This window comes from Rhodobacteraceae bacterium M382 (genome assembly GCA_025141015.1).
Taxonomy (GTDB): Bacteria; Pseudomonadota; Alphaproteobacteria; order Rhodobacterales; family Rhodobacteraceae; genus Aliisedimentitalea; species Aliisedimentitalea scapharcae.
Window position 1 is genome coordinate 1,297,564 of sequence record CP081098.1, and the last position, 20,452, is coordinate 1,318,015.

Sequence of the window (20,452 nt, forward strand, 5' to 3'; positions counted from 1 at the left end):
TGTTAATTGCTCATGTTGCCCAGGTTCGCGATGCCGTTTGCCGAAGGACCAACCAGAATGATCAGCAAGGGCGGAACCGTCAGCATCATTGTGGCAAGGGTCATTTTGGTTGGCAACTTGTTTGCGGCCTCTTCGGCCCGCATCACGCGTTTGTCACGCATTTCCCCGGCGTAAATCCGCAGTGCGTCGGCTATCGAAGTCCCAAAGGCTGCCGATTGGATCATCACTGTTACAAAGGATGAAATGTCTGTCACGCCGCAACGGGTGCCCATGTCGCGCAGAACCTTGTCCTTGTCTTTGCCTGCTTTCATTTCGTAGGCGACGATTTCGAATTCGTCGGCCAACGAGGGATAAGAGGCCCGGAGTTCCTTGGCGACGCGCACAATGGATTGGTCCAGAGATTGACCGGCCTCTACACAGACCAGCATCATATCCAGGGAATCAGGAAAACCCGAAGTGATCTCTTCCTTGCGCGCTTCACCGCGACGCGTGACCCAATATTTTGGCAACATGTATCCCGCACCGCCAGGGCCAAGCACATACATCAGCTTGTCTTGGGTGGTCATATCGTCACCGGCACCCATCGCAAACACATAGGCCAGCCCGAGCACCAGCCCCAGGATCCCGAGGGCGAATTGAGCAAAGTGGAAAAACCGCACTGCATCTTTGGATTGATACCCGGCCTGGCGCAGCTTGAGCTGAACAGCAGACAATTCGTCGGCGTCCTGTGGTTCCAGAAAAGTCGCGAACTTTTGCAATTGTTCATTGCGACCGCCCTGACGCAAGCGTTCCTTTTGCGGTTTTGCCTGTGTGTCGGGGTTGATATTCTTCTTGAGCTTCTTCAGCGGGTCTTCGGGCTGGTTCAGCAACAACAAAACGGCGACCAGCACCATGAACAGCCCCAGCACTCCAACTACAATCAGGGGACCAAAGTCGCCCAATTGACTGGTAATCAGGTCGTTGATGGCATTCAGAAATTCCATGATGTGCCTCTCATTATACCTTGATGTTGGTCAAAGTGCGCATAACGAACAGATTGGCCGTCAGCAGGATGCCCACAACAAAGCAGGCAGGAATGAAATACGGGTGATCCAGCACTTCGTCGTAATAGTTCGGATCCTGTACCAGAATTACGATCAGTGACAGCAAGGGAAAGGCGGACAGGAATTTTCCGGACCATTGTGCTTCGGCCGTAATCGCCTTGACCCTGCGGAACAGGCGGAACCGGGCCCGGATCACTTTGGACAAACCGTCCAGAACCTCGGCGAGGTTACCACCGGATTGCTGCTGGATCGTCACGGCAACCGAAAGGAACCGCAAATCCTGCATGTCCAGACGTTCTGCCATTTCTTTCAGCGCTTCGCCCACGTCGCGGCCATAGGCGCTTTCATCCGCGATCATGCCGAATTCGGTGGCCAGCGGGTCCTCGGCTTCCTTGGCAACGATCTGGATGGCCGAGGAGAAAGGATGTCCAACCCGCAGCGATCGCACCATCAATTCCACGGCGTCGGGCAGTTGTTCTTCGAGCATGGCCATGCGTTTCTTGGCCTTGCTGTTGATCCAGAAATACACAGCGCCAATACCGATCCCGACAGAGGCCACGATCCGGATTGGAGTTTCGGTTTGAGTGCCGATGCTGAGACCGATGAAGGCCAGAACCGACAGGCCGGCCATGATCATGATCAGCTGTTTGGGCGTAAAGGCAATGGCCGCCTTTTGCGCCTTTTCCGCCAACAGGGAATACAGCGGAATGGACTGGAATTTCATGTGCTGCTGCATTTCTTTGCGCAGCTGTTCCAGGACCTGTTCGCGCCCGGTACCCTTGTCCAACATTTCCAGGCGGCGATTGACTTTGCTGTTGAGGCTGATGGATTTGCCAAAGGCCACCAGATACAGGCCTTCGACCAGTACCAGAACGCCGACAAAGATCAGGCCATAGATGACCGGTTCCGCACTAAGTTGCATTACTGAGCTCCCATCGTGGTCGGTTCATAAATCGAGGCAGGCAAATCATACCCCCACATCCGGAACCGTTCGGAATAATGGCTGCGCACGCCGGTCGCGGTGAAATGACCGATGATCTTGTTGTCCGGTGTCAGGCCGACACGCTGGAAGCGAAAGATTTCCTGCATGGAAATAACGTCGCCCTCCATGCCGGTGATCTCGGTGATCGATGTCATGCGGCGGGATCCGTCCTGTAGGCGCGAGGCCTGAACGATAAGGTTCACAGCAGAAGAAATCTGGGAGCGGACAGCTTTGATCGGCATTTCGATCCCGGCCATTGCGATCATGTTTTCCAAACGGCTGACCCCGTCGCGGGCGCTGTTGGCGTGGATCGTGGTCATGGAGCCGTCGTGCCCGGTGTTCATGGCCTGGAGCATGTCGATAACTTCTTCGCCCCGGGTCTCACCAACGATGATCCGGTCTGGTCGCATCCGCAGCGCGTTCTTCAGACAATCGCGCGGCGAAACCTCGCCCTTGCCTTCGACATTGGGCGGACGGGATTCCATCCGGCCCACATGGGTCTGCTGCAACTGAAGTTCCGCTGTATCTTCGATCGTCAAAATGCGTTCGGCGTTGTCGATGAATGAAGAAAGGGCATTCAGCGTCGTAGTTTTACCCGACCCCGTCCCGCCTGACACGATGATATTCAGTCGGGTTGCCACCGCAGCCTGCAAATAGGCGGCCATCTCTTCTGTAAAGGCACCAAAACCGACCAGGTCATCAATGCCCAGCTTGTCCTTTTTGAATTTACGAATGGACACCAATGACCCGTCCACGGCAACGGGCGGGACCATGGCGTTAAAGCGCGATCCATCAGCCAGACGGGCGTCCACATACGGGTTGGATTCATCAACACGACGTCCCACGGCCGAGACGATCTTGTCGATTATCCGCAGCAGGTGCTTTTCATCCTTGAACGTGATGTCGCTGAGCGACAGCTTGCCTGCGCGTTCGACAAAGATCTGATGCGGGCCGTTGACCAGAATATCGTTGACCGAGTCATCCTGAAGTAGGGTTTCCAGCGGACCCAGCCCCGTGACTTCGTCATAGAGTTCCTTGTTCAGGGTCTGGCGATCTTCGCGGTTCAGCACAATCCCCTTGGTTTCGAGGATCTCTGTCGCGATTGTGCTGATTTCGGTGCGCAGCTCAGCCTCAGAGGCATGTTCCAGGGCGGCCAGGTTCAGCTGATCCAGCAGTTCGCCGTGCAGGATGATCTTGATTTCGCCCAGGCGTTCCTTGCGTTTGCGTTCCTTGTCCATCGTCGCGACATCTGCTGCCGCGCGGGTGGCCATAGGTTTGCGCAACCGGGCCGCAGGCGAGGCCGTTGACATATCGCTGGGTTTTGCTTCGGGCGCGGGGGCCGCTTTGACGGCAACCTGTTTCGGAGCGGATGAAGTCTTTTTATATTTTGAAAACATGGATTAGGCCCCCTTGGATGATCACGCGGCTTTGGCTTCGCTGTGCCCCAGATCGTGCAGGGACTGCGCCAGCTTGGCGATTTCCTTGCGCAATGGGTTCTTGGCAACCGATGCCGCCAACGGCATCCCGTGGTCCCCGCATTGGGTGACCGGTTTACCGCCGTCGGGCAATTGGAGGTCAATTGAAATCCCCAGGGATTCGGCCATCCGCTTGACCCGGCTCTTGCCGCTCAGATCGGTGAATTTTGGTGCTCGGTTCAGCGCAAACCGCAGCTTTTCGAACGGAAGGTCTTCGGATTGCAGCGCCCGCTTCAGGCGCAGAGCATTCTGGGCCGACCGCATGTCCAGTTCGAGCAGGGCAAAATACACATGGGCCTTGCTCAGAACGGTTTCCGTCCACTGCACCAGTGTTTTGGGCATGTCGATCAGAACGTAATCGAAATGGCTGCGGGCCAATTCGATAATACGTTCGATATCTTCAGGCCCAACCAGATCCAGCGGAATAATGTCGCTGGGAGCAGTCAGCACTTGCAGCTTGTCCTGAAAGCTCAGCAACGCCTGGCTGAAGATGTCTTCGTCCATAGTGTCTGTTTCGCTGAGCATTTCGAACACGATTTCGCGCCGTGGCAGATCCAAATAGGTGGAGACCGTGCCAAATTGAAGATCAAGATCAATCAGACAGACCGATGGTTTGTCGCCGTCCTGCAAAAGGGCCAATTCCCAGGCCAGATTGGTGGCCAATGTGGTGGATCCAACGCCGCCAGACAAACCCTGGCAAACGATGACCGCGCCTTCGCGGGATGTTCCAGATTGCAGCTGGTGCGGATTTCGGGCCGGTTCCGGTGCTTCTTCGGGTTTGTTCAGCCGGTCGATTGCGGATTGCAGTTCTTGTTCCGGCAGGGGGTAGGGAACGAATTCATCCGCGCCCTTGCGCAGCAATTGGTGCAGGGACGCCGGGGTGACATCCTCGGCGATCAGGATGACATTGATGTCACGGCCTTTGGCCTGGGTGATGATTTCCCCCATCAGAACCAGGTTGTCTTCGTCGTCCCCATCAATGGCCAGGGCCACAAATTCCAGCGACTCGGCCTCGGGCTGGCTGAAAAAGGCGAGGGCTTCGGCAAAACCAAGGTCACCCCAATTCTCGCCCAACGCGGATTCCATGTCTTCGATCAACAGGTCAAAGTTCTGCACATCACGGCTGATCGTGCAGGCGACGATCGGGTTTGCTTCGGGTTGCGGCATTTCGCTGCTCATTGCCTTCGTCCTCTTTACTGGGGCGGGGCAATGGCTGTGGCCTTGTCCTCACCCGCATGCGACTCGCATTGGTCGCACGTCACCTATTGAGAACAATGTCGGGGGCAATCTGGGCGAGATTTGGGCTAAAACCATCCAATTGTGGGGAATATGGCGACGATCACCGCCAAATGCACCTTATTGTGTGGATGTCGCGAAACTACCGGATTTGCTCAGCTCGCTTTTGGGAACCGCGCTTTCGATGTATTCGCGATAGACCACCTGGGCGTATTTACCGTCCAGCAGCGAGGGGTGGTTTTTCACAAAGCCGTTTACTTCGGTTACGGTACGCCGGTTGCGGCGTTCCCGGTTCGGCGTCTGGATCAGCGGCCGGGTTTCACCAAAGGACACAACAGCTTCGAGCCGGGACCGGCTGATGCCGCGTTGTGTCAGGTAGGACACAACCGTGCGGGCACGCCGCAGGCCCAACCGTTTGTTATAGCCGGATGACCCGACGGCGTCCGTATGTCCGTAAACACGAAAACGGACTTCGGGAAACTGTCGGATCCAATCGGCCTGTTGGTCCAGAACCGCACGGGCATTGGCGTCCAGAACCGTACTGTCAAACGCAAAAGTGATGGTCGTCGGGACCTCGGCGGCGAATTTCTGAGCCAATTGGATGGTATAGTTGCGATCACCGCTGTGAACTTGGGTGTTGTTCAGCGTTGCATTGCCAAATTGGCCGCTGTCCAATGCTCGACCGGCTTCATTTTCACAGGCGGCCAGCGCCAGAATCAGCCCAAGTGCTGTGATCTGTCGGATCATCTGCTTTTCGCCTCTCAATTCAATCCATCACGTAGCCATAGGACCCGCTGAAATCTTGTTTTGCAACCTCGCTGGCTGCGCCTTTTGTGGTCTTGGCAATTTGCCCGTTCAGGAACAGATTGCGTTCACTGGGGGGCTTGATCCGATCCGTCGGCAACGCCAAGGCTTCGCCCCGTGTTGGGGTCACCAGATGCGCAGTGATGATAATCACCAATTCGGTCTGGCTGCGCTGATAGTTTGCGCTGCGGAACAGTGTTCCCAAAACCGGGACGTCCCCCAACCAGGGCAATTGCGACGCATTGTCGAGGAACTCATCTTCGATCAACCCAGCAATGGCAAAGCTTTCTCCGTCGCGCATTTCAACGGTGGTCGATGTTTCGCGGCGGGTAAAGGCGTCAATCTGGAAGCCATTGATATTGATGCCATTATTCTTGTCTATGGCAGATACCGAAGCTTCGAGCTCAAGGTTGATCAGGTCGCTGTCCACCACGCGGGGCACAAATTTCAGCTCGATCCCAAAGGGTTTGAATTCAACTGATATCGTGTTGTTTTCCTGTGCGACGGGAACCGGATATTCGCCACCCGCCAGGAATTTTGCTTCTTGTCCGGACAGGGCCGAAAGGTTCGGTTCGGCCAGGGTGCGCACAACGCCTTTTTGCTCCAATGCTTCGAGCAAGAGGCCGACCTGATACGATCCTGCATTAAATCCAAACAGGACTGCGCCGGTGTTTTCGTTTGTGACCGGGATATTGCCGGTCAAAGCGTTGGTCAGGGCAGGCTGGTTGTTCAGCGTGTTCACGCCGCCGTTGACGCCGAAACTGCTACCGCCAGTGATCCCGAGAGATGTGCTGAGCGATTTGGATACATTACGCTGCATTTCTGCAAAGCGTACTTTCAACATGACTTGCTGAACGCCGCCAACGCTCATCAGGTTGGAAACCCGTTCGGGCGCATAGCGTTCGGCCAGATCCATGGCCCGTTGCAAGCGCGAGGAACTGGAAACGGTACCGGACAAGACGATGCCATCATTGGCGGTGCGAACTTCGATCTTTTCGCCAGGCAGAATCTGACGCAGGCGCTCTTTGAATTCGGTCACATCGGCTGCGACGCGCACATTGACATTGGTGATCAACCGCCCGGTTGCATCCAGCAGGGTCAATGTTGTCAGCCCCGGGGATTTGCCCAGCACATAGATGGTGCGGTCGGACAGAGATGAAATGTCAGCGATCCCCGGATTGGCGATGCTGAGTTCGGCAAAAGGAGTCTCGCTTTCGACCACCACCGCGCGGTTCATAGGAACATCCAGCGTTGCCTGGGTTCCACGGTTGACCACCTTCAGTGAATCGGCCTGTGCGTATGCGCCCATCACTGGTGCACATGCGACCGCCACCCCAAACAGGGCTGCCTTGAAATAATCGTTAATTCCCATGTGACCTGCCTCTCCGATCACGCCTCGGTTACGGGTCTTTTTGCCCGATCTTTGCGCCACTGTGCGGCAATTTCTATTTTTTTGCAAGAATCAAAGACTTCTGGCGCGTCTCTGATGTGGGTAAGTGGCAACACGCAGAACGCAGGCCCGACAAATTGCCGGGCCTGATCGTGAATAACGCGTTGAATTTTCATCAGTTCGTGCAGGGGATCGGAATTTCGATAACCTCGGCACCGCGGCGGTTGCGAATGGTGCAAACCTGTTTTTCTTCTTGAACAGCCACCGCTTCGAGCGTTTCCAACCCCAACAGCGAACGCTGATCGACTTCGATAGACGATGCGATGGTGTCGTCGGTGGCCCCGACAAGCGACAGTGACAACCGCCCGGTTGTTTGGGCCTGGGCAAGTCCGGCAACCTGTTCGGGGCGGGCGGCGACCGTGACAGTGCGTGCAATCACGTTTTCTTCCAGATCGTCGCCTGCGCTTTGGTCGATGGCAATCAGCTGAACACCGGCCTCGATCAGACGGGTCAGATCTCCGCGGTCGTTCCCGGTTTCACGGACTCGACCGGTCCAATAAATATCAACCCGGTCCCCCGGGCGCAGGAAGCCGGACACGCCGGTGGCGACGTCGACCTTGATCGCAAAGGCACGCATGCCCCGTTCCAACTGAGAGGTAATGCCGGCATCTTCGCCGGGCTGGGTCACTTTGATGGCCAGGATTGCCTCGTCTTTTTCCATCGCGCGCAACACTACCCGGTTATCCTTGGTGTCGGTGGGGAACAGGGCGTCGGCCTCTTTGAATGTTCCTTCGGGAATGGCATTGACCGGCCAAAGCACGGTGCGCACATCTTCTTTTGCCAATTCTTCGCCATACCGCAGAGCGCGATTGGCGACAAAAACCTTGACCGTGGGCACGACTTCCTGCCGAGCCTGACGTTCACGTGCCAATTCGTTCTGGTAGGAGGCTATGTATTTCTTTGCCATCATGACCGCGCCCCCTGCGAGGGCAATCCCTACGATCAGCACCAATCCAAAAACAGCTCTCATACCTTCACCTCACTTCTTACCCGCGAATTTTCAAAATCATCGGCGATGCCTGTCGCCGCAGATCAATCGTAGCAACAGATCATGGCCATATTAGGGTGGGCCAGAGTCGCCAGCTGATCGGGATGATTCCGGGTATTGAATTCTTGTTAATCGCCAACAACCGTATCGGTTAAATGATCACCGACATTATTGCCCAGGCCACCTGATGCAGATTGCAAGGATGTGATTGCGACACCGGTCAAAAGCACGACCGCAGCAGTCAGTACAACCCAATCAACTGTCACAGCGCCGTCTTCGTCCTTGCGAAAGGTCTCTTTGATACGCTTGAACATATTACCCTCCCCTATGGGAATATCACTTTGGACAAAAGGCCGTGTCTTTACGCGAAAGACACGGCCTCCTGGCAGTCTTGCGGCTATGGAGCCAGAATTATGCCGGGTCTTTGCCTTCGATGAAGGTACCGGTGGATTCGGTCAGGTTCGACGCGCCGGTTTCGATCGAGGTGTAAGCAGCGCCAGCCAGGGCAACAACAGCTGCGGTCAGAACGACCCAGTCAACAGTCACAGCACCGTTTTCGTCTTTGCGGAATTTGTTGAAGAATTTCATCATGGTTTGTCCCTCCATAGGATCCTGTTTGATTTTCTATCCTCCCCGAAACTCTTTGGTCCTGCTCTCACTCAGGGCCGTTTCAGCTTGGCATGGTTGTATATAACGGGGTGAATGGGGCATCAGTTTGGCAGCGAAAAAGAAAATTATTAAAATTCGCATTATCCCCTCGAAAAGAAGGTAAGATACTGAAAATAAATGAAATATATGAAGAATAGTTTTTGATAGGACGTTGAAATTGGGTTAAATATGGTCTGAATGTGGCGATGCTGCTCTCTCAGGCGCTTACCGAACGTGGCCTTCAATCCAATCAACCCTAAGAGAAGCTCACCCTTCCGTTTGCTTTGGTGCAACCTAGTATGAAATGCGCAATAGGGCGGACGCGAAAACGGGATCAATGGAGAGCCGCCAGGACGGCACCAGAGATGCCCTGGCTCTGATCTTGTGTGGTTTGTGCCCCCCGGTCTGTAAGGCACACGAAAAGAAACCGCGCTTCCCTATTTGGGAAACGCGGCTCAAATCTGGATATCGAAGAAACCCTATTATGCGGGGTCTTTGCCTTCGATGAAGGTGCCGGTGGATTCGGTCAGGTTCGACGCGCCGGTTTCGATCGAGGTGTAAGCAGCGCCAGCCAGGGCAACAACAGCAGCGGTCAGAACGACCCAGTCAACAGTCACAGCACCGTTTTCGTCTTTGCGGAATTTGTTGAAGAAATTCATCATGGTTTGTCCCTCCATAGGATCACAAGATTTTGCCAGTTAACCGTGTCGTCCGTTTGGAACCGTCTCTCTCGTTGGTTCATGTCCGACTTGGTATGAGCATATATAGCCAGCGTCCCGTGGCAGGATTTGGGCGAATTCTGGGAAATGTTTGCCAGATTCTAAATTTTTGACAATAATTCTCTTAGTTATTGATTTTAATGTGAGTTTTTCACTGACGCCGCTGTTGCCTCGTCGATTGGTGCGGCGTGAGGGCATCAATTTGGGCAGAATCGTCACGATTTGGGCTGCATATTCTGGTTTCGCACCGGTTTTTCAGCAAAGATTCACGCAAAACAAAACGAGCAGTACAGTACAATGGTGATCTTGAGGCGAATTTTCATTCTGCTGGCCCTGTTGGCCGTGCCCGCGACCGCGGATACACCCGCTCCGTTTCCTGAATTCAGTGCCAAACGGATAAAGCCGCCGTCGACTGGAACCAAAAAACGGATCACGATCCAGATTGATCCCGAAGAACAACGACCGGTCACCAAGGCTGCCGATCCAGAGGACGATTCTGAAACCCGCACCGCTGTGGTTGGCGCACACAATTGGTTTTGGGATCGGGTATCGCCGGAATTGACCAGCTCTGGTCCCGGACGGTTGAACCAGGCGTTGCAGGCTATTCGCGCCGAGGGCGGTGTTCGGACCCCACGGTTGCAACATCTCCAGGAAATCGCCCAGTCGCGCGGCATTTCGATTCTAACGGCGACGGTCGGAACCAAGGTTTCTCCGGCCTTGGTGCTAGCGGTGATTGCGGTGGAATCCGCAGGTCGCGCGGATGCCCAAAGCGGGGCAGGGGCCCAGGGGCTGATGCAACTGATGCCAGCGACGGCCAGCCGTTTTGGCGTGACAGACAGTTTGCAGCCAGATGAAAACATCAGTGGTGGCGTGAAATATCTGGATTGGCTGATGCAGGAGTTCGGCAATGACCCGATTTTGGTGCTGGCCGGGTATAATGCAGGCGAGGGGTCGGTACGTAATCATGACGGCGTTCCGCCCTTTGCGGAAACCCGTGACTATGTTCCCAAGGTTCTGGCGGCTTTTGACGTGGCGCGCGGTTTATGCGCCACGCCGCCCGAATTGATCAGCGATGGTTGCGTGTTTCAGGTGATGCACGCCGCACAACAGTGAAACTCCGTTTCAGGTGACTCCCTGTGATCTCGGGCACCGGCACAGCATAAAAAAAGCCCCGCCGAAACAGGCAGGGCTTTTGAATTGAACATCAAGCGGGTCAGTTGACCAAAGTGGCCTCGGTCGCAGCGCGGAATTCTTCTTCGGTCACACCGTCGGCCAGTTCGACCAGTTTCAAACCGCCATCGACCACGTCCATCACGCCCAGATTTGTGATGATCCGGTCCACGACGCCCTTGCCGGTCAGCGGCAGTGTGCATTCCTTGAGGACCTTGGAGACGCCATGTTTGTTGGCGTGGTCCATGACCACCACAACGCGTCCCACACCAGCGACCAGATCCATGGCGCCACCCATGCCCTTGACCAGCTTGCCCGGGATCATCCAGTTCGCCAGGTCGCCGTTTTCGGCCACTTCCATCGCGCCCAGAATCGCCATGGCGATCTTGCCGCCGCGGATCATGGCGAATGACTGCGCGCTGTCGAAATAGGCGGTCTGGGGCAGCTCGGTGATGGTCTGCTTGCCGGCGTTGATCAGGTCCGCGTCCTCTTCGCCCTCATAGGGAAAGGGGCCCATGCCCAGCATGCCGTTTTCCGATTGCAGCGTCACTTCGACGCCTTCAGGGATGTAGTTACTGACCAGCGTCGGGATCCCGATGCCGAGGTTCACATACCAGCCGTCCTGCAGTTCCTGAGCCGCGCGTGCGGCCATCTGGTTACGATCCCAAGCCATTATGCGGTCTCCTTCTGACGAACCGTGCGCTGTTCGATGCGCTTTTCATGATCGCCCTTGATGATGCGGTGCACGTAAATGCCGGGCAAGTGGATCGTGTCGGGATCCAGCGAACCGGTCGGCACGATTTCTTCGACTTCGACAACGCAGATCTTGCCACAGGTTGCGGCCGGTGCGTTGAAATTTCGGGCGGTCTTGCGGAACACCAGGTTGCCAGTCTCATCGGCTTTCCAGGCTTTGACGATGGCCAGATCGGCAAACAGCCCTTCTTCCATGATGTAGGCTTCGTCTGCGCCATCAGGGCCGGTCGGGAATGTTTTTTCTTCCTTGCCGTCAGCAATCACCGTGCCCACGCCAGTCTTGGTGTAAAAGCCGGGAATGCCTGCGCCACCGGCGCGCATACGTTCGGCCAGGGTGCCTTGGGGGTTGAATTCCAGCTCCAGCTCGCCGGACAGGTACTGACGCATGAATTCCGCGTTCTCACCCACATAAGAGGAGATCATCTTTTTGACCTGGCGGGTCTGCAACAGGATGCCGATACCAAAATCATCAACGCCTGCGTTGTTGGAGGCAAAGGTCAGATCCTTGACACCGGACTCTTTGATGGCGTCCAGCAGCAATTCGGGGATGCCGCATAGGCCAAAGCCCCCTGCCGCAATGAACATGCCGTCATGAAGCAGCCCATCGAGCGCTTCGGCGGCGTTGGCGTAGACTTTTTTCATGAAACTCTCCCAACAGCATGAAGTTGCTGGCGGTTGTGCCCCCGGTGCGGGGACGAGTCAATGTGCCATACCGGGCATGGGTATTTCTACGGATGGTTCGATGGCGGCGGGCGCAGGTGAGATCTCTCGACCTGATTTGCACAGCTCAGAGCGGGGCCGGCCGTTCGCGCCCTCCGCCCACCCTGTCATTCGGCGAGGAGTCTTCCCCTCGCGCGCGCCGTCTTTCAGCGAGGAGTTTTCCCCTCGCGCGCGCCGTTCTTCAGCGAGGAGTTTTCCCCTCGCGCTCCCCGCCCTTCAGCGAGGGGCCAGCCCCTCGCGCTCCCCGAGGTATTTTCTACCAGAAAGAAACAGGCTCAGCCTTTGCTGGCGGTCTTCTTGGTGGTTTTCTTGGCCGCAGGCTTTTTGGCTGGAGCTTTCTTCTTGGTAGTTTTCTTGGCTGCTTTTTCGGTGATCAGTTGCAGCGCCAGCTCCATAGTGACAGTCGTGGGATCGGTATCTTTGGGCAGGGTCGCATTGACCTTTTCCCATTTGACATAAGGCCCATAACGCCCATCCTGAACGGTGATCGCGCCGCCATCGGGATGATCGCCCAACTCCTTGATCGGTTTTGCAGCCGCGCGCCCGCGTCCGCGTGGATTGGCGCGCTTTTCAGCCAACAGCTCTACTGCGCGGTTCATACCGATCTCCAGAACGTCGTTGGGATCCTTGAGATTGGCGTAGGTCGGTTTTTCCTCGTCCGGAAGCTGGTGCATCAGGAAGGGGCCAAAGCGGCCAAAGTTCGATTTGATCTCTCCACCATCAGGGTGGACGCCGATGACCCGAGGCAGGTTGAGCAGAACCAATGCCTTTTCAAGGTCCATGTCATCTTTGGACCAGCCGCGTGGCAAAGACGCGCGCGGGGGTTTCTTGTTCTCGGGCGTGGGTTCGCCGCGCTGGACGTAGGGGCCGAAGCGCCCGGCCTTGAGGTGGATTTCATCCTCGCCGTCCATGCCAAGCAGACGTTCGTCACCATCGGCTCCTTCGCCTGCGATGGGGCGGGTATAGGTGCATTCGGGGTAATTGCCACAGCCGACAAATCCGCCGGTACGCGAAGTTTTCAGGTGCAATTGACCCTGGCCGCATTTCGGGCAAACCCGGGGGTCGCTGCCGTCTTCACGCGGGGGATAGAGCTGAGGTGCCAGTGCGTCATCCAGCACGTCCAGAACTTCGGTGATGCGCAGTTCGGAGGTCTCTGAAATCGCGGCCGAGAAATCGCGCCAGAACTTGCCCAGGATATCCTTGTAGTCGCCATCTCCCGCGCTGACGTCATCCAGTTGCGCCTCGAGATTGGCCGTAAATTCGTACCCCACATACTGCCGGAAGAAATTCAGCAGAAAGATGGTGACGATACGTCCTTTGTCTTCGGGGTGCAGGCGGTTCTTGTCCTTGCGCACATATTCGCGGTCCTGGATCGTAGTGATGACGCTGGCATAGGTCGATGGACGGCCAATTCCCAATTCCTCCATCTTCTTGACCAGTGTCGCCTCGGTATAACGCGGCGGTGGCAGGGTGTGGTGCTGCAGGGCCAGGACGGATTGGTCTGCGGACAAAACAGCCGTGCCGTTTTTCATCATGTCCGAGGCGGACGGTGCTTCGAGAACGTCGGCGCTGTCCTTGGCCGTCTTTTCGAACTGGCCCCTGAGCGAGTTGCCGGAGAAGCTGGCCGCTTCGCCCTGCATGATCTGGGGCAAGCGCTTGTCATCTTCGTCGGCCACGTCATCGCGGCCTTCTTCGTAGACGCGCATGAAACCATCAAACAGCATCACCTGCCCGGTTGCGCGCAGCACGACCTGTCGGTCATTCGATCCGACGTCGACGGTGGTGCGCTCGAGACGGGCACCCTCCATCTGGCAGGCCAGAGTACGCTTCCAGATCAGGTCGTAAAGCTTGCGCTGATCATCATCCGTGAGCCTCAGGCTGCTCGCATCGCGCGACATGTCGGTCGGGCGAATACATTCGTGGGCTTCCTGGGCGTTCTTGGCCTTGTTCTTATAAATGCGCGGCTTGGATGGCACATAGTTGGCACCATAGCGGGTTTCGATCTCGGCGCGGGCGGCCTGGACCGCTTCGGGGGCCATGTCGATACCGTCGGTCCGCATATAGGTGATATAGCCGGCTTCATACAGTCGCTGTGCCGCGCTCATGGTCTGGCGCGCGCCCATGCCGAATTTGCGGCTGGCCTCCTGCTGCAGGGTCGAGGTCATGAATGGCGCTGATGGGTTGCGCGAGGCGGGCTTGGCTTCGACCGATTGCACGAACAAATCGCGCGAGGCGACGGCCTGGACGGCCAGCTCTGCGGCAGTTTCTGTTCCAAGATCAAATTTGTCGAGCTTGTCACCGCCCAGAACGGTCAGGCGGGCCTCAAAATCCTGACCACGCGGGGTGGTCAAAAGAGCGCGTACCGACCAGTATTCCTGGGCGTTAAAGGCTTCGATCTCCATCTCGCGTTCGACGATCAGGCGCAGGCACACCGACTGCACGCGTCCGGCTGACTTGGCACCGGGCAGTTTGCGCCACAACACCGGGGAGAGGTTGAAACCCACCAGATAATCCAACGCGCGTCGCGCCAGATAAGCTTCGACCAGGGGCATATCAACCTGGCGTGGGTTGCGCATTGCTTCGGCAACCGCGTCCTTGGTGATAGCGTTGAAGGTCACGCGGCTGACCGGCGTGTCCTTTTTGATCGACCGACGTTTTGTCAACGCCTCTTGCAGGTGCCAGCTGATGGCCTCGCCCTCGCGATCGGGGTCCGTCGCGAGGATCAGCGCGTTGTCTTCTTTCAGGGCGTCGGCAATGGCTTTGACATGTTTGCGACTGTCGTTGCCGACTTCCCATTTCATCTCGAAATCATTGTCCGTATCGACGGATCCATCCTTGGGCGGAAGGTCCCGAACATGGCCGTATGATGCCAAAACGGTGTAGTCCGAGCCTAGATATTTATTGATGGTTTTGGCTTTGGCCGGGGATTCTACAACAACTACAGGCATTTACGTTAAAACCTCTTTGGGCGGGTATACTGCGTTCTATGGCCGGGCAAGATGTGGGGTGCAAGTGGTTATTGTCAATCCGCGAGTTTTGGGCGCAGGGTAACGGGGCAAAACAACCCGCAAATCAGGATGTGAACATGGTGGAATGGCGAATTTTCGGGTGGCTGTTGTTGGGATTTTTGGCTTCTGGACAGGGCGCGTTGGCACAGACCTGGCACAGCCCGAACAGGGGCACCGCTGAGCGTGCCGCGCTGATGGATGCCATGCGCCCGCATGCTGAATGGGTGTTGGGCGCGCCAGTGCAATTTGTTGTCGATGATCTTCGGGTTGCGGGGGCGCTGGGTTATGCATCGCTGAGCCCGCAGCGGCCGGGCGGCGGCCAGATTGACATTCGGGCAACGCCGGGGTTTGCCCGGGGGCAACTGGATGCAGACGTCATGGATGGGACTGACATGCATGCCCTTTATCGCAGGTCCGGTTCGGTCTGGGTGGCCGTGTTGTGGTCTGTGGGGGCGACGGATGTTTGGTTTGCCGCGCCTGAATACTGTGGAATCTGGCGCGCGGTCATCCCCGAATATTGTGTAGGGCAATAGGGGGTCAATGCGACAGGCTGAGCAATCCGCCAGGCTGTCGGTTGATCTTGCCGTCCAACTCCAGATCAACCAGCGCAGGGCCGACGTCTCCGGCACGGGCTTGCAGGTCGCGGATCAGCTGATCTTCGGCCAGGGGGGATGGCCCAAGCCGGCTCAGGATCTGTTGGTGCAATTCCGCGGTCTCACGCAGGCTGCGTTTCTCTGGTGGTGGGGCAGGGAGAGCCGAAAGCAGATCCTCTGTCCCGGCCTCTGTTGTTACTTCGTCTTCAACAATCGGGAGCGCCGCAATGATATCGGCCGCCGTGCGCACCAGTTGTGCACCATCCCGGATCAGCATGTTGCAGCCAGCGGCCCGGGCGTCAAAGGGATGACCGGGTACCGCCAGAACCTCGCGCCCCTGATCAAGCGCGTCCCGAGCGGTGATCAAACTGCCCGACTTGGCGGCTGCTTCGACCACGACGACTGCGCGCGACAGGCCCGAGATGATCCGGTTGCGCTTTGGGAAATGGCGGGCAATGGGGGAAACCCCCATTGGTTGTTCGCTCAACCTGAGTCCACTGGTGGCAATGTCGTGGGCGAGTTCGGTGTTTTCCACTGGATAGATTTGGTCGACGCCCCCGGCCATGACCGCAATCGTGCCGGTTTTTAGCGACGCTACATGTGCGGCTGTGTCGATACCGCGGGCCAGACCCGAGGCGATGACATAGCCCTGCTGGCCCAATTCAGTGACCAATGCCCGCGCCATGCGTGTGCCCAACGATGACGCGTTGCGCGCCCCGACCATAGCCACACAGGGGCGCGTTAGCAGGGAAAGATCGCCAATGGCCCACAGAAGCGGAGGCGCATCGCTGATCTGTGCCAAGTCTGAAGGATACTCTGGGGAGCCCAAGCACAAAAGCCGCGCGTTGGCGACTTTTGCAGCCTTGAGTTCCGCTTCGACCACACCGGGCGGGCATATTTCATACCCCGACACCCCGGCTGCACGTGCCACTTCGGGCAGTGCCAAAAGCGCGTTCTGCGCTGTGCCATATTCGGCCATCAGTCGATAAAAGGTCGTGATCCCGACCCTGCGAGAGCGCAACAGACGAAGCCACGAAAACCGATCATCTTCCGTGGTGGGTGGGAGTGGGGGGTGAATGGAAGAATTCTGATCCTCGGTCATCCGTTGCTCCGCCTGCTTGCAGAAACAGGATTAACGTGTCGCGGGTTAACAGCTGGTGAATCAAAGCAAATTAATCGCAGATTTGTTCTAATTCGAGGTCGGTTATTTGTTACCTCATTGTAAATAAAAGGAAAATTTTGGGTGCTGGAATGGTGGCCTTCTAAAGTTCTGCGAAATCAAAACAAAATGGGCGCAAGGATTAACTTGCGCCCAGTCTGAATATTCACTGCGAACAGATCGTTGGGGTCCGAGTGCCTCAGGCGGCTGCCCCCCCGACGGTGAGCCCATCCATCAACACCGTGGGCTGTCCGACACCGACCGGGACCCATTGCCCGGCCTTGCCACAATTGCCCATGCCGGGATCCAGCGCCATGTCATTGCCGAGGCCGCGAATGCGTTTCAACGCCGAAGCACCATCCCCAATCAATGTCGCCCCTTTGACCGGAGCGCCGATTTTGCCGTTTTGAACGCGGTAGGCTTCGGTACAGGAGAAAACAAATTTGCCATTGGTGATATCGACCTGGCCGCCGCCAAACCCAACGGCCCAGATCCCATCCTTGATTTCGGCCACCAAATCATCCGGGTTGGCGTCGCCCCCCAACATATAGGTGTTGGTCATCCGCGGCATCGGCGCATGAGCATAGCTTTGGCGGCGACCGTTGCCAGTGGGGGCGACTCCCATCAGGCGGGCATTCTGGCGATCCTGCATATAGCCGACAAGAATACCGTCTTCTATCAACGTGTTCTTTTGCGATGGTGTTCCTTCGTCATCGATGCTGATCGATCCGCGCCGGTCGGCGATTGTTCCGTCGTCCAACACGGTGACCCCTGGGGCGGCGACCTGCTGACCCAGAAGACCGGCAAAGGCGGACGATCCTTTGCGGTTGAAATCCCCTTCCAACCCATGGCCGATCGCTTCGTGCAGCAGGATACCGGGCCATCCGGGGCCGAGCGCCACTTCCATCACGCCCGCCGGGGCCGGTTCAGCATCCAGATTGACCACCGCGATACGCAGAGCTTCGCGGACCTTGGCCTGCCAATCGGCGGGATCCACCAGCCCATCCAGCCCAATCCGGCCACCGCCCCCGGCGCTTCCGCTTTCGCGACGACCGTTGTGCTCTACAATGACCGACACGTTGACACGGGTCATCGGGCGGGTGTCGCTCAGATGTACCCCGTCTGGGCGCAGGATCTGAATTTCCTGAAGCGAGGCAGCCAGAGTCGCCGACACCTGAACCACTCTTTGATCCAGATCACGTGCGTAGGCATCAATTTCCTTGAGCGTGTCGATTTTCAGCGGGAAATCCATGGCCGCAATCGGATCGGCATCGGTGTAGAGCCTGCGATTGGTGGGGGCCGGGGCAGCTGCCAAGGTTCCGCCGCCGTCGCCAACCGCCAGACGCGCGGTTTCGGCCGCCCGTTTCAGCGCCGGGATCGACACGTCGGTGGAATGGGCATATCCGGCGACTTCGCCACGCACGGCCCTTAGTCCAAAGCCCTCGGAGGCATCATAGCTGGCGGTGCGCAGCCGCCCGTCGTCAAACACCAGCGCTTCGGATTTGCGTCGTTCGACAAAAATCTCTCCATCGTCGGCCCCGTCGGTGGCGTGACGCAGAATCCCTTCGGCCTCATCCAGCGGCAGAGAGGTGTCAAACGGGCGAAATTGGGTATCAGACGTCGTTGTCATGGGGGCGAGCCTCGGATTTTTTTGATTTAGATCAAGAAAGCGTCTGTTTGACGCAAGCATTCCTCTTTATCTGTACTCCGGAATATGGTTTTTAACGCCGTTAAAGACAACGGGGCCGGTGCGTTTTCGTGAATCAGCGATTCTGATGCGATGCGTGTGCCGGTGCGAGGACTAAAACGATCAACCGATCAGGACAGAACATGAAGAACGCTTTGACGCTTTCGGGCCTTTTTGCCGGCCTGCTGAGCTTGCCCGCCGCCGCACAAGACGCCGCGCAATCCATTGGTAAACCTGTTCCCGGCGGACTGGGTTTCCAACCTGCTGCCACGGAATTGGCACGCGATTTGCAATCGCTGGATTATTTGATCCTGGTCATCATTACTGCCATCTGTATCTTTGTGATCGGATTGGTGCTGTGGGTGATCGTTCGCTATAACCAGCGTGCCAACCCGACACCGGCCAGCTTTTCGCATTACACACCTGTAGAAATCGCCTGGACCCTGGGCCCGATCATCATCCTGGTGTTCATCGGTGCGTTTTCGTTGCCGGTGCTGTTCAAACAGCAGGAAATCCCCGAAGCAGACATCACCATCAAGGTGACGGGCTACCAGTGGTACTGGGGCTATGAATATGTTGACGAGGGTTTTGGCTTTGAAAGCTTCCTGCTGCCCAAGGACGAATTGGCCGAAAACGGGTACCAACCTGATGAATATCTGCTGGCCACCGACACCAAAGTCGTCGTGCCGATCGGCAAAACCATCGTGATGCAGGTGACTGCTGCCGATGTGATCCATTCCTGGACCATTCCCGCCTTTGGCGTAAAACAGGACGGTGTGCCCGGACGTTTGGCCGAACTGTGGTTCGCAGCCGAAAAAGAAGGCATCTATTTTGGTCAGTGTTCGGAACTGTGCGGCAAGGATCACGCCTATATGCCGATCACCGTCCAGGTTGTGAGCCAGGAAGCCTATGAGGCCTGGTTGGCAGAAGCCAAAGAAGAATACGCCTCTTTGCCGCAGACCTATCAGGTTGCAATGAAGTGAACCCCGAATGGTGGGCCATGGCCCACCGTTCTCGCAAGACGGATGTAGGGTGCGTGGTTTCACGCACCTTTCGCGCCCAAAGGAAGTCGAAATGAGCGACGCAAGCTTTAATGCCAGCCAGGCCTACGAGGACGAAGCCAGCTTTGGTGACTATTTCGCCCTGCTCAAGCCACGGGTGATGTCGCTTGTGGTGTTCACGGCGCTTGTCGGTTTGGTCGCCGCACCGGTTTCTGTGAACCCATTTGTTGCCTTTTGTGCCATCCTGTTTATCGCCATTGGCGGCGGGGCTTCGGGTGCTTTGAACATGTGGTGGGACGCCGATATCGACGCCATCATGAAGCGGACCAAAAAGCGTCCGATTCCCGCGGGCAAGGTCGGCTCTGAAGAAGCCATGCAGATCGGTCTGGCGCTATCGGCCATGTCCTGTGTGATGCTGGCGCTGGCAACCAATATCTTTGCCGGTCTGTTCCTGGCCTTTACCATCTTCTTTTACGTTGTCGTTTACACCATGTGGCTGAAACGGCTGACGCCACAGAACATCGTGATTGGCGGCGCTGCCGGAGCTTTCCCGCCGGTCATCGGCTGGATCGCGGCCACCGGATCGATGGACGTTGAACCCTGGCTGATGTTCGCTTTGACGTTCATGTGGACGCCGCCGCATTTCTGGGCTCTGGCCTTGTTCATGCGTTCGGACTACGACGATGCTGGTGTGCCGATGCTGACCGTGACCCATGGACGCCGCGCGACCCGCACACATATTCTGGTTTATACGGCACTGTTGGCCCTGTTTGCGGTGGGCGCGGCGTTCTCGGACATTGGCGGGCCGATCTATCTGACCGTCGCCGTGGTGCTGAACGCCCTGTTCCTTCGTGGGGCCTGGAAGATTACGCGCCGTGACGAAGACGCGTCAGAAGCCGACAACTTCAAAGTTGAACGCAGCTTCTTCAAACTCTCGCTTCTGTATCTGTTCCTGCACTTTGGTGCGGTGCTGGTCGAAGCGATCCTGAAACCCTTTGGTCTGGGAGGCTGGTAAC

The 20,452-nt window shown here is 56.9% G+C and carries 19 protein-coding genes; 4 read left to right on the forward strand and 15 right to left on the reverse strand.

Annotated features, from left to right (window positions below):
• Positions 1-2: 2 nt before the first annotated feature.
• The 10 genes from K3727_05905 to K3727_05950 form a co-directional block, all read right to left on the reverse strand.
• Positions 3-983, reverse strand: a complete 981-nt coding sequence (locus K3727_05905) for a type II secretion system F family protein (protein UWQ92329.1) — start codon at positions 981-983, stop codon at positions 3-5.
• Positions 984-996: 13 nt separating this feature from the next.
• Positions 997-1,965 carry a type II secretion system F family protein gene (locus K3727_05910; GenBank protein UWQ92330.1) on the reverse strand — a complete coding sequence of 323 codons (969 nt, stop codon included), beginning with the start codon at positions 1,963-1,965 and terminating at the stop codon, positions 997-999.
• Complete coding sequence (locus K3727_05915; protein ID UWQ92331.1) at positions 1,965-3,422, reverse strand: CpaF family protein; 1,458 nt, start codon at positions 3,420-3,422, stop codon at positions 1,965-1,967. The genes K3727_05910 and K3727_05915 overlap by 1 nt, the downstream gene beginning before the upstream one ends.
• Positions 3,423-3,443: 21 nt before the next feature.
• Positions 3,444-4,679 carry an AAA family ATPase gene (locus K3727_05920; protein ID UWQ92332.1) on the reverse strand — a complete coding sequence of 412 codons (1,236 nt, stop codon included), beginning with the start codon at positions 4,677-4,679 and terminating at the stop codon, positions 3,444-3,446.
• Between the two features lie 177 nt (positions 4,680-4,856).
• A complete protein-coding gene (locus K3727_05925) occupies positions 4,857-5,483 on the reverse strand; it encodes an OmpA family protein (protein UWQ92333.1) in 627 nt (208 codons plus the stop codon).
• A 19-nt stretch (positions 5,484-5,502) separates the two neighbouring features.
• Positions 5,503-6,912: a type II and III secretion system protein family protein gene (locus K3727_05930; GenBank protein UWQ92334.1), complete on the reverse strand. Its 1,410-nt coding sequence runs from the start codon at positions 6,910-6,912 to the stop codon at positions 5,503-5,505.
• 193 nt (positions 6,913-7,105) lie between these two features.
• Positions 7,106-7,960, reverse strand: a complete 855-nt coding sequence (cpaB, locus tag K3727_05935) for a Flp pilus assembly protein CpaB (GenBank protein UWQ92335.1) — start codon at positions 7,958-7,960, stop codon at positions 7,106-7,108.
• Between the two features lie 146 nt (positions 7,961-8,106).
• Positions 8,107-8,292 carry a hypothetical protein gene (locus K3727_05940; protein UWQ92336.1) on the reverse strand — a complete coding sequence of 62 codons (186 nt, stop codon included), beginning with the start codon at positions 8,290-8,292 and terminating at the stop codon, positions 8,107-8,109.
• A 97-nt stretch (positions 8,293-8,389) separates the two neighbouring features.
• On the reverse strand, positions 8,390-8,569 hold the full coding sequence (locus K3727_05945) for a hypothetical protein (GenBank protein UWQ92337.1): 180 nt from the start codon (positions 8,567-8,569) through the stop codon (positions 8,390-8,392).
• Positions 8,570-9,108: 539 nt separating this feature from the next.
• Complete coding sequence (locus K3727_05950; protein ID UWQ92338.1) at positions 9,109-9,288, reverse strand: hypothetical protein; 180 nt, start codon at positions 9,286-9,288, stop codon at positions 9,109-9,111.
• A 354-nt stretch (positions 9,289-9,642) separates the two neighbouring features.
• On the opposite strand from K3727_05950, the gene K3727_05955 reads away from it, so the two are divergent.
• The gene (locus K3727_05955; protein ID UWQ92339.1) at positions 9,643-10,458 is read left to right on the forward strand and encodes a lytic transglycosylase domain-containing protein; all 816 of its coding nucleotides are present in this window, start codon (positions 9,643-9,645) and stop codon (positions 10,456-10,458) included.
• A 100-nt stretch (positions 10,459-10,558) separates the two neighbouring features.
• Here the strand turns inward: K3727_05955 and K3727_05960 are convergent, their stop codons facing one another.
• The 3 genes from K3727_05960 to topA all read right to left on the reverse strand — a co-directional run bounded on the left by K3727_05960 (position 10,559) and on the right by topA (position 14,936).
• Positions 10,559-11,188 carry a CoA transferase subunit B gene (locus tag K3727_05960; protein UWQ92340.1) on the reverse strand — a complete coding sequence of 210 codons (630 nt, stop codon included), beginning with the start codon at positions 11,186-11,188 and terminating at the stop codon, positions 10,559-10,561.
• Positions 11,188-11,910: a CoA transferase subunit A gene (locus tag K3727_05965; protein UWQ92341.1), complete on the reverse strand. Its 723-nt coding sequence runs from the start codon at positions 11,908-11,910 to the stop codon at positions 11,188-11,190. Before K3727_05965 ends, K3727_05960 begins: the two co-directional genes overlap by 1 nt.
• A 353-nt stretch (positions 11,911-12,263) precedes the next feature.
• Entirely contained in the window at positions 12,264-14,936 is a 2,673-nt protein-coding gene (gene topA / locus K3727_05970; protein ID UWQ92342.1) for a type I DNA topoisomerase, read from the reverse strand.
• Positions 14,937-15,073: 137 nt separating this feature from the next.
• Between topA and K3727_05975 the strand changes: the two genes are divergently transcribed.
• A complete protein-coding gene (locus K3727_05975) occupies positions 15,074-15,529 on the forward strand; it encodes a hypothetical protein (protein ID UWQ92343.1) in 456 nt (151 codons plus the stop codon).
• A gap of 4 nt (positions 15,530-15,533) precedes the next feature.
• Here the strand turns inward: K3727_05975 and dprA are convergent, their stop codons facing one another.
• Positions 15,534-16,691 (reverse strand): DNA-processing protein DprA, encoded by a 1,158-nt coding sequence (dprA, locus tag K3727_05980; protein ID UWQ92344.1) that lies wholly within the window; start codon positions 16,689-16,691, stop codon positions 15,534-15,536.
• A gap of 256 nt (positions 16,692-16,947) precedes the next feature.
• Complete coding sequence (gene tldD, locus K3727_05985; protein ID UWQ92345.1) at positions 16,948-18,378, reverse strand: metalloprotease TldD; 1,431 nt, start codon at positions 18,376-18,378, stop codon at positions 16,948-16,950.
• A 200-nt stretch (positions 18,379-18,578) separates the two neighbouring features.
• On the opposite strand from tldD, the gene coxB reads away from it, so the two are divergent.
• Together coxB and cyoE are read left to right on the forward strand one after the other, a co-directional pair.
• The gene (gene coxB, locus K3727_05990) at positions 18,579-19,418 is read left to right on the forward strand and encodes a cytochrome c oxidase subunit II (GenBank protein UWQ92346.1); all 840 of its coding nucleotides are present in this window, start codon (positions 18,579-18,581) and stop codon (positions 19,416-19,418) included.
• A gap of 91 nt (positions 19,419-19,509) precedes the next feature.
• Positions 19,510-20,451, forward strand: a complete 942-nt coding sequence (gene cyoE / locus K3727_05995) for a heme o synthase (protein ID UWQ92347.1) — start codon at positions 19,510-19,512, stop codon at positions 20,449-20,451.
• Position 20,452 lies beyond the last annotated feature (1 nt).

Coding starts and splice junctions, on each gene's coding strand:
- coxB (UWQ92346.1), top strand. CDS start 18,579: ATGAAGAACGCTTTGACGCTTTCGGGCCTTTTTGCCGGCCTGCTGAGC.
- K3727_05950 (UWQ92338.1), bottom strand. CDS start 9,288: ATGATGAATTTCTTCAACAAATTCCGCAAAGACGAAAACGGTGCTGTG.
- K3727_05955 (UWQ92339.1), top strand. CDS start 9,643: ATGGTGATCTTGAGGCGAATTTTCATTCTGCTGGCCCTGTTGGCCGTG.
- dprA (UWQ92344.1), bottom strand. CDS start 16,691: ATGACCGAGGATCAGAATTCTTCCATTCACCCCCCACTCCCACCCACC.
- K3727_05940 (UWQ92336.1), bottom strand. CDS start 8,292: ATGTTCAAGCGTATCAAAGAGACCTTTCGCAAGGACGAAGACGGCGCT.
- tldD (UWQ92345.1), bottom strand. CDS start 18,378: ATGACAACGACGTCTGATACCCAATTTCGCCCGTTTGACACCTCTCTG.
- cyoE (UWQ92347.1), top strand. CDS start 19,510: ATGAGCGACGCAAGCTTTAATGCCAGCCAGGCCTACGAGGACGAAGCC.
- K3727_05920 (UWQ92332.1), bottom strand. CDS start 4,679: ATGAGCAGCGAAATGCCGCAACCCGAAGCAAACCCGATCGTCGCCTGC.
- K3727_05975 (UWQ92343.1), top strand. CDS start 15,074: ATGGTGGAATGGCGAATTTTCGGGTGGCTGTTGTTGGGATTTTTGGCT.
- K3727_05930 (UWQ92334.1), bottom strand. CDS start 6,912: ATGGGAATTAACGATTATTTCAAGGCAGCCCTGTTTGGGGTGGCGGTC.
- K3727_05960 (UWQ92340.1), bottom strand. CDS start 11,188: ATGGCTTGGGATCGTAACCAGATGGCCGCACGCGCGGCTCAGGAACTG.
- K3727_05910 (UWQ92330.1), bottom strand. CDS start 1,965: ATGCAACTTAGTGCGGAACCGGTCATCTATGGCCTGATCTTTGTCGGC.
- K3727_05925 (UWQ92333.1), bottom strand. CDS start 5,483: ATGATCCGACAGATCACAGCACTTGGGCTGATTCTGGCGCTGGCCGCC.
- K3727_05965 (UWQ92341.1), bottom strand. CDS start 11,910: ATGAAAAAAGTCTACGCCAACGCCGCCGAAGCGCTCGATGGGCTGCTT.
- topA (UWQ92342.1), bottom strand. CDS start 14,936: ATGCCTGTAGTTGTTGTAGAATCCCCGGCCAAAGCCAAAACCATCAAT.
- K3727_05905 (UWQ92329.1), bottom strand. CDS start 983: ATGGAATTTCTGAATGCCATCAACGACCTGATTACCAGTCAATTGGGC.
- cpaB (UWQ92335.1), bottom strand. CDS start 7,960: ATGAGAGCTGTTTTTGGATTGGTGCTGATCGTAGGGATTGCCCTCGCA.
- K3727_05915 (UWQ92331.1), bottom strand. CDS start 3,422: ATGTTTTCAAAATATAAAAAGACTTCATCCGCTCCGAAACAGGTTGCC.
- K3727_05945 (UWQ92337.1), bottom strand. CDS start 8,569: ATGATGAAATTCTTCAACAAATTCCGCAAAGACGAAAACGGTGCTGTG.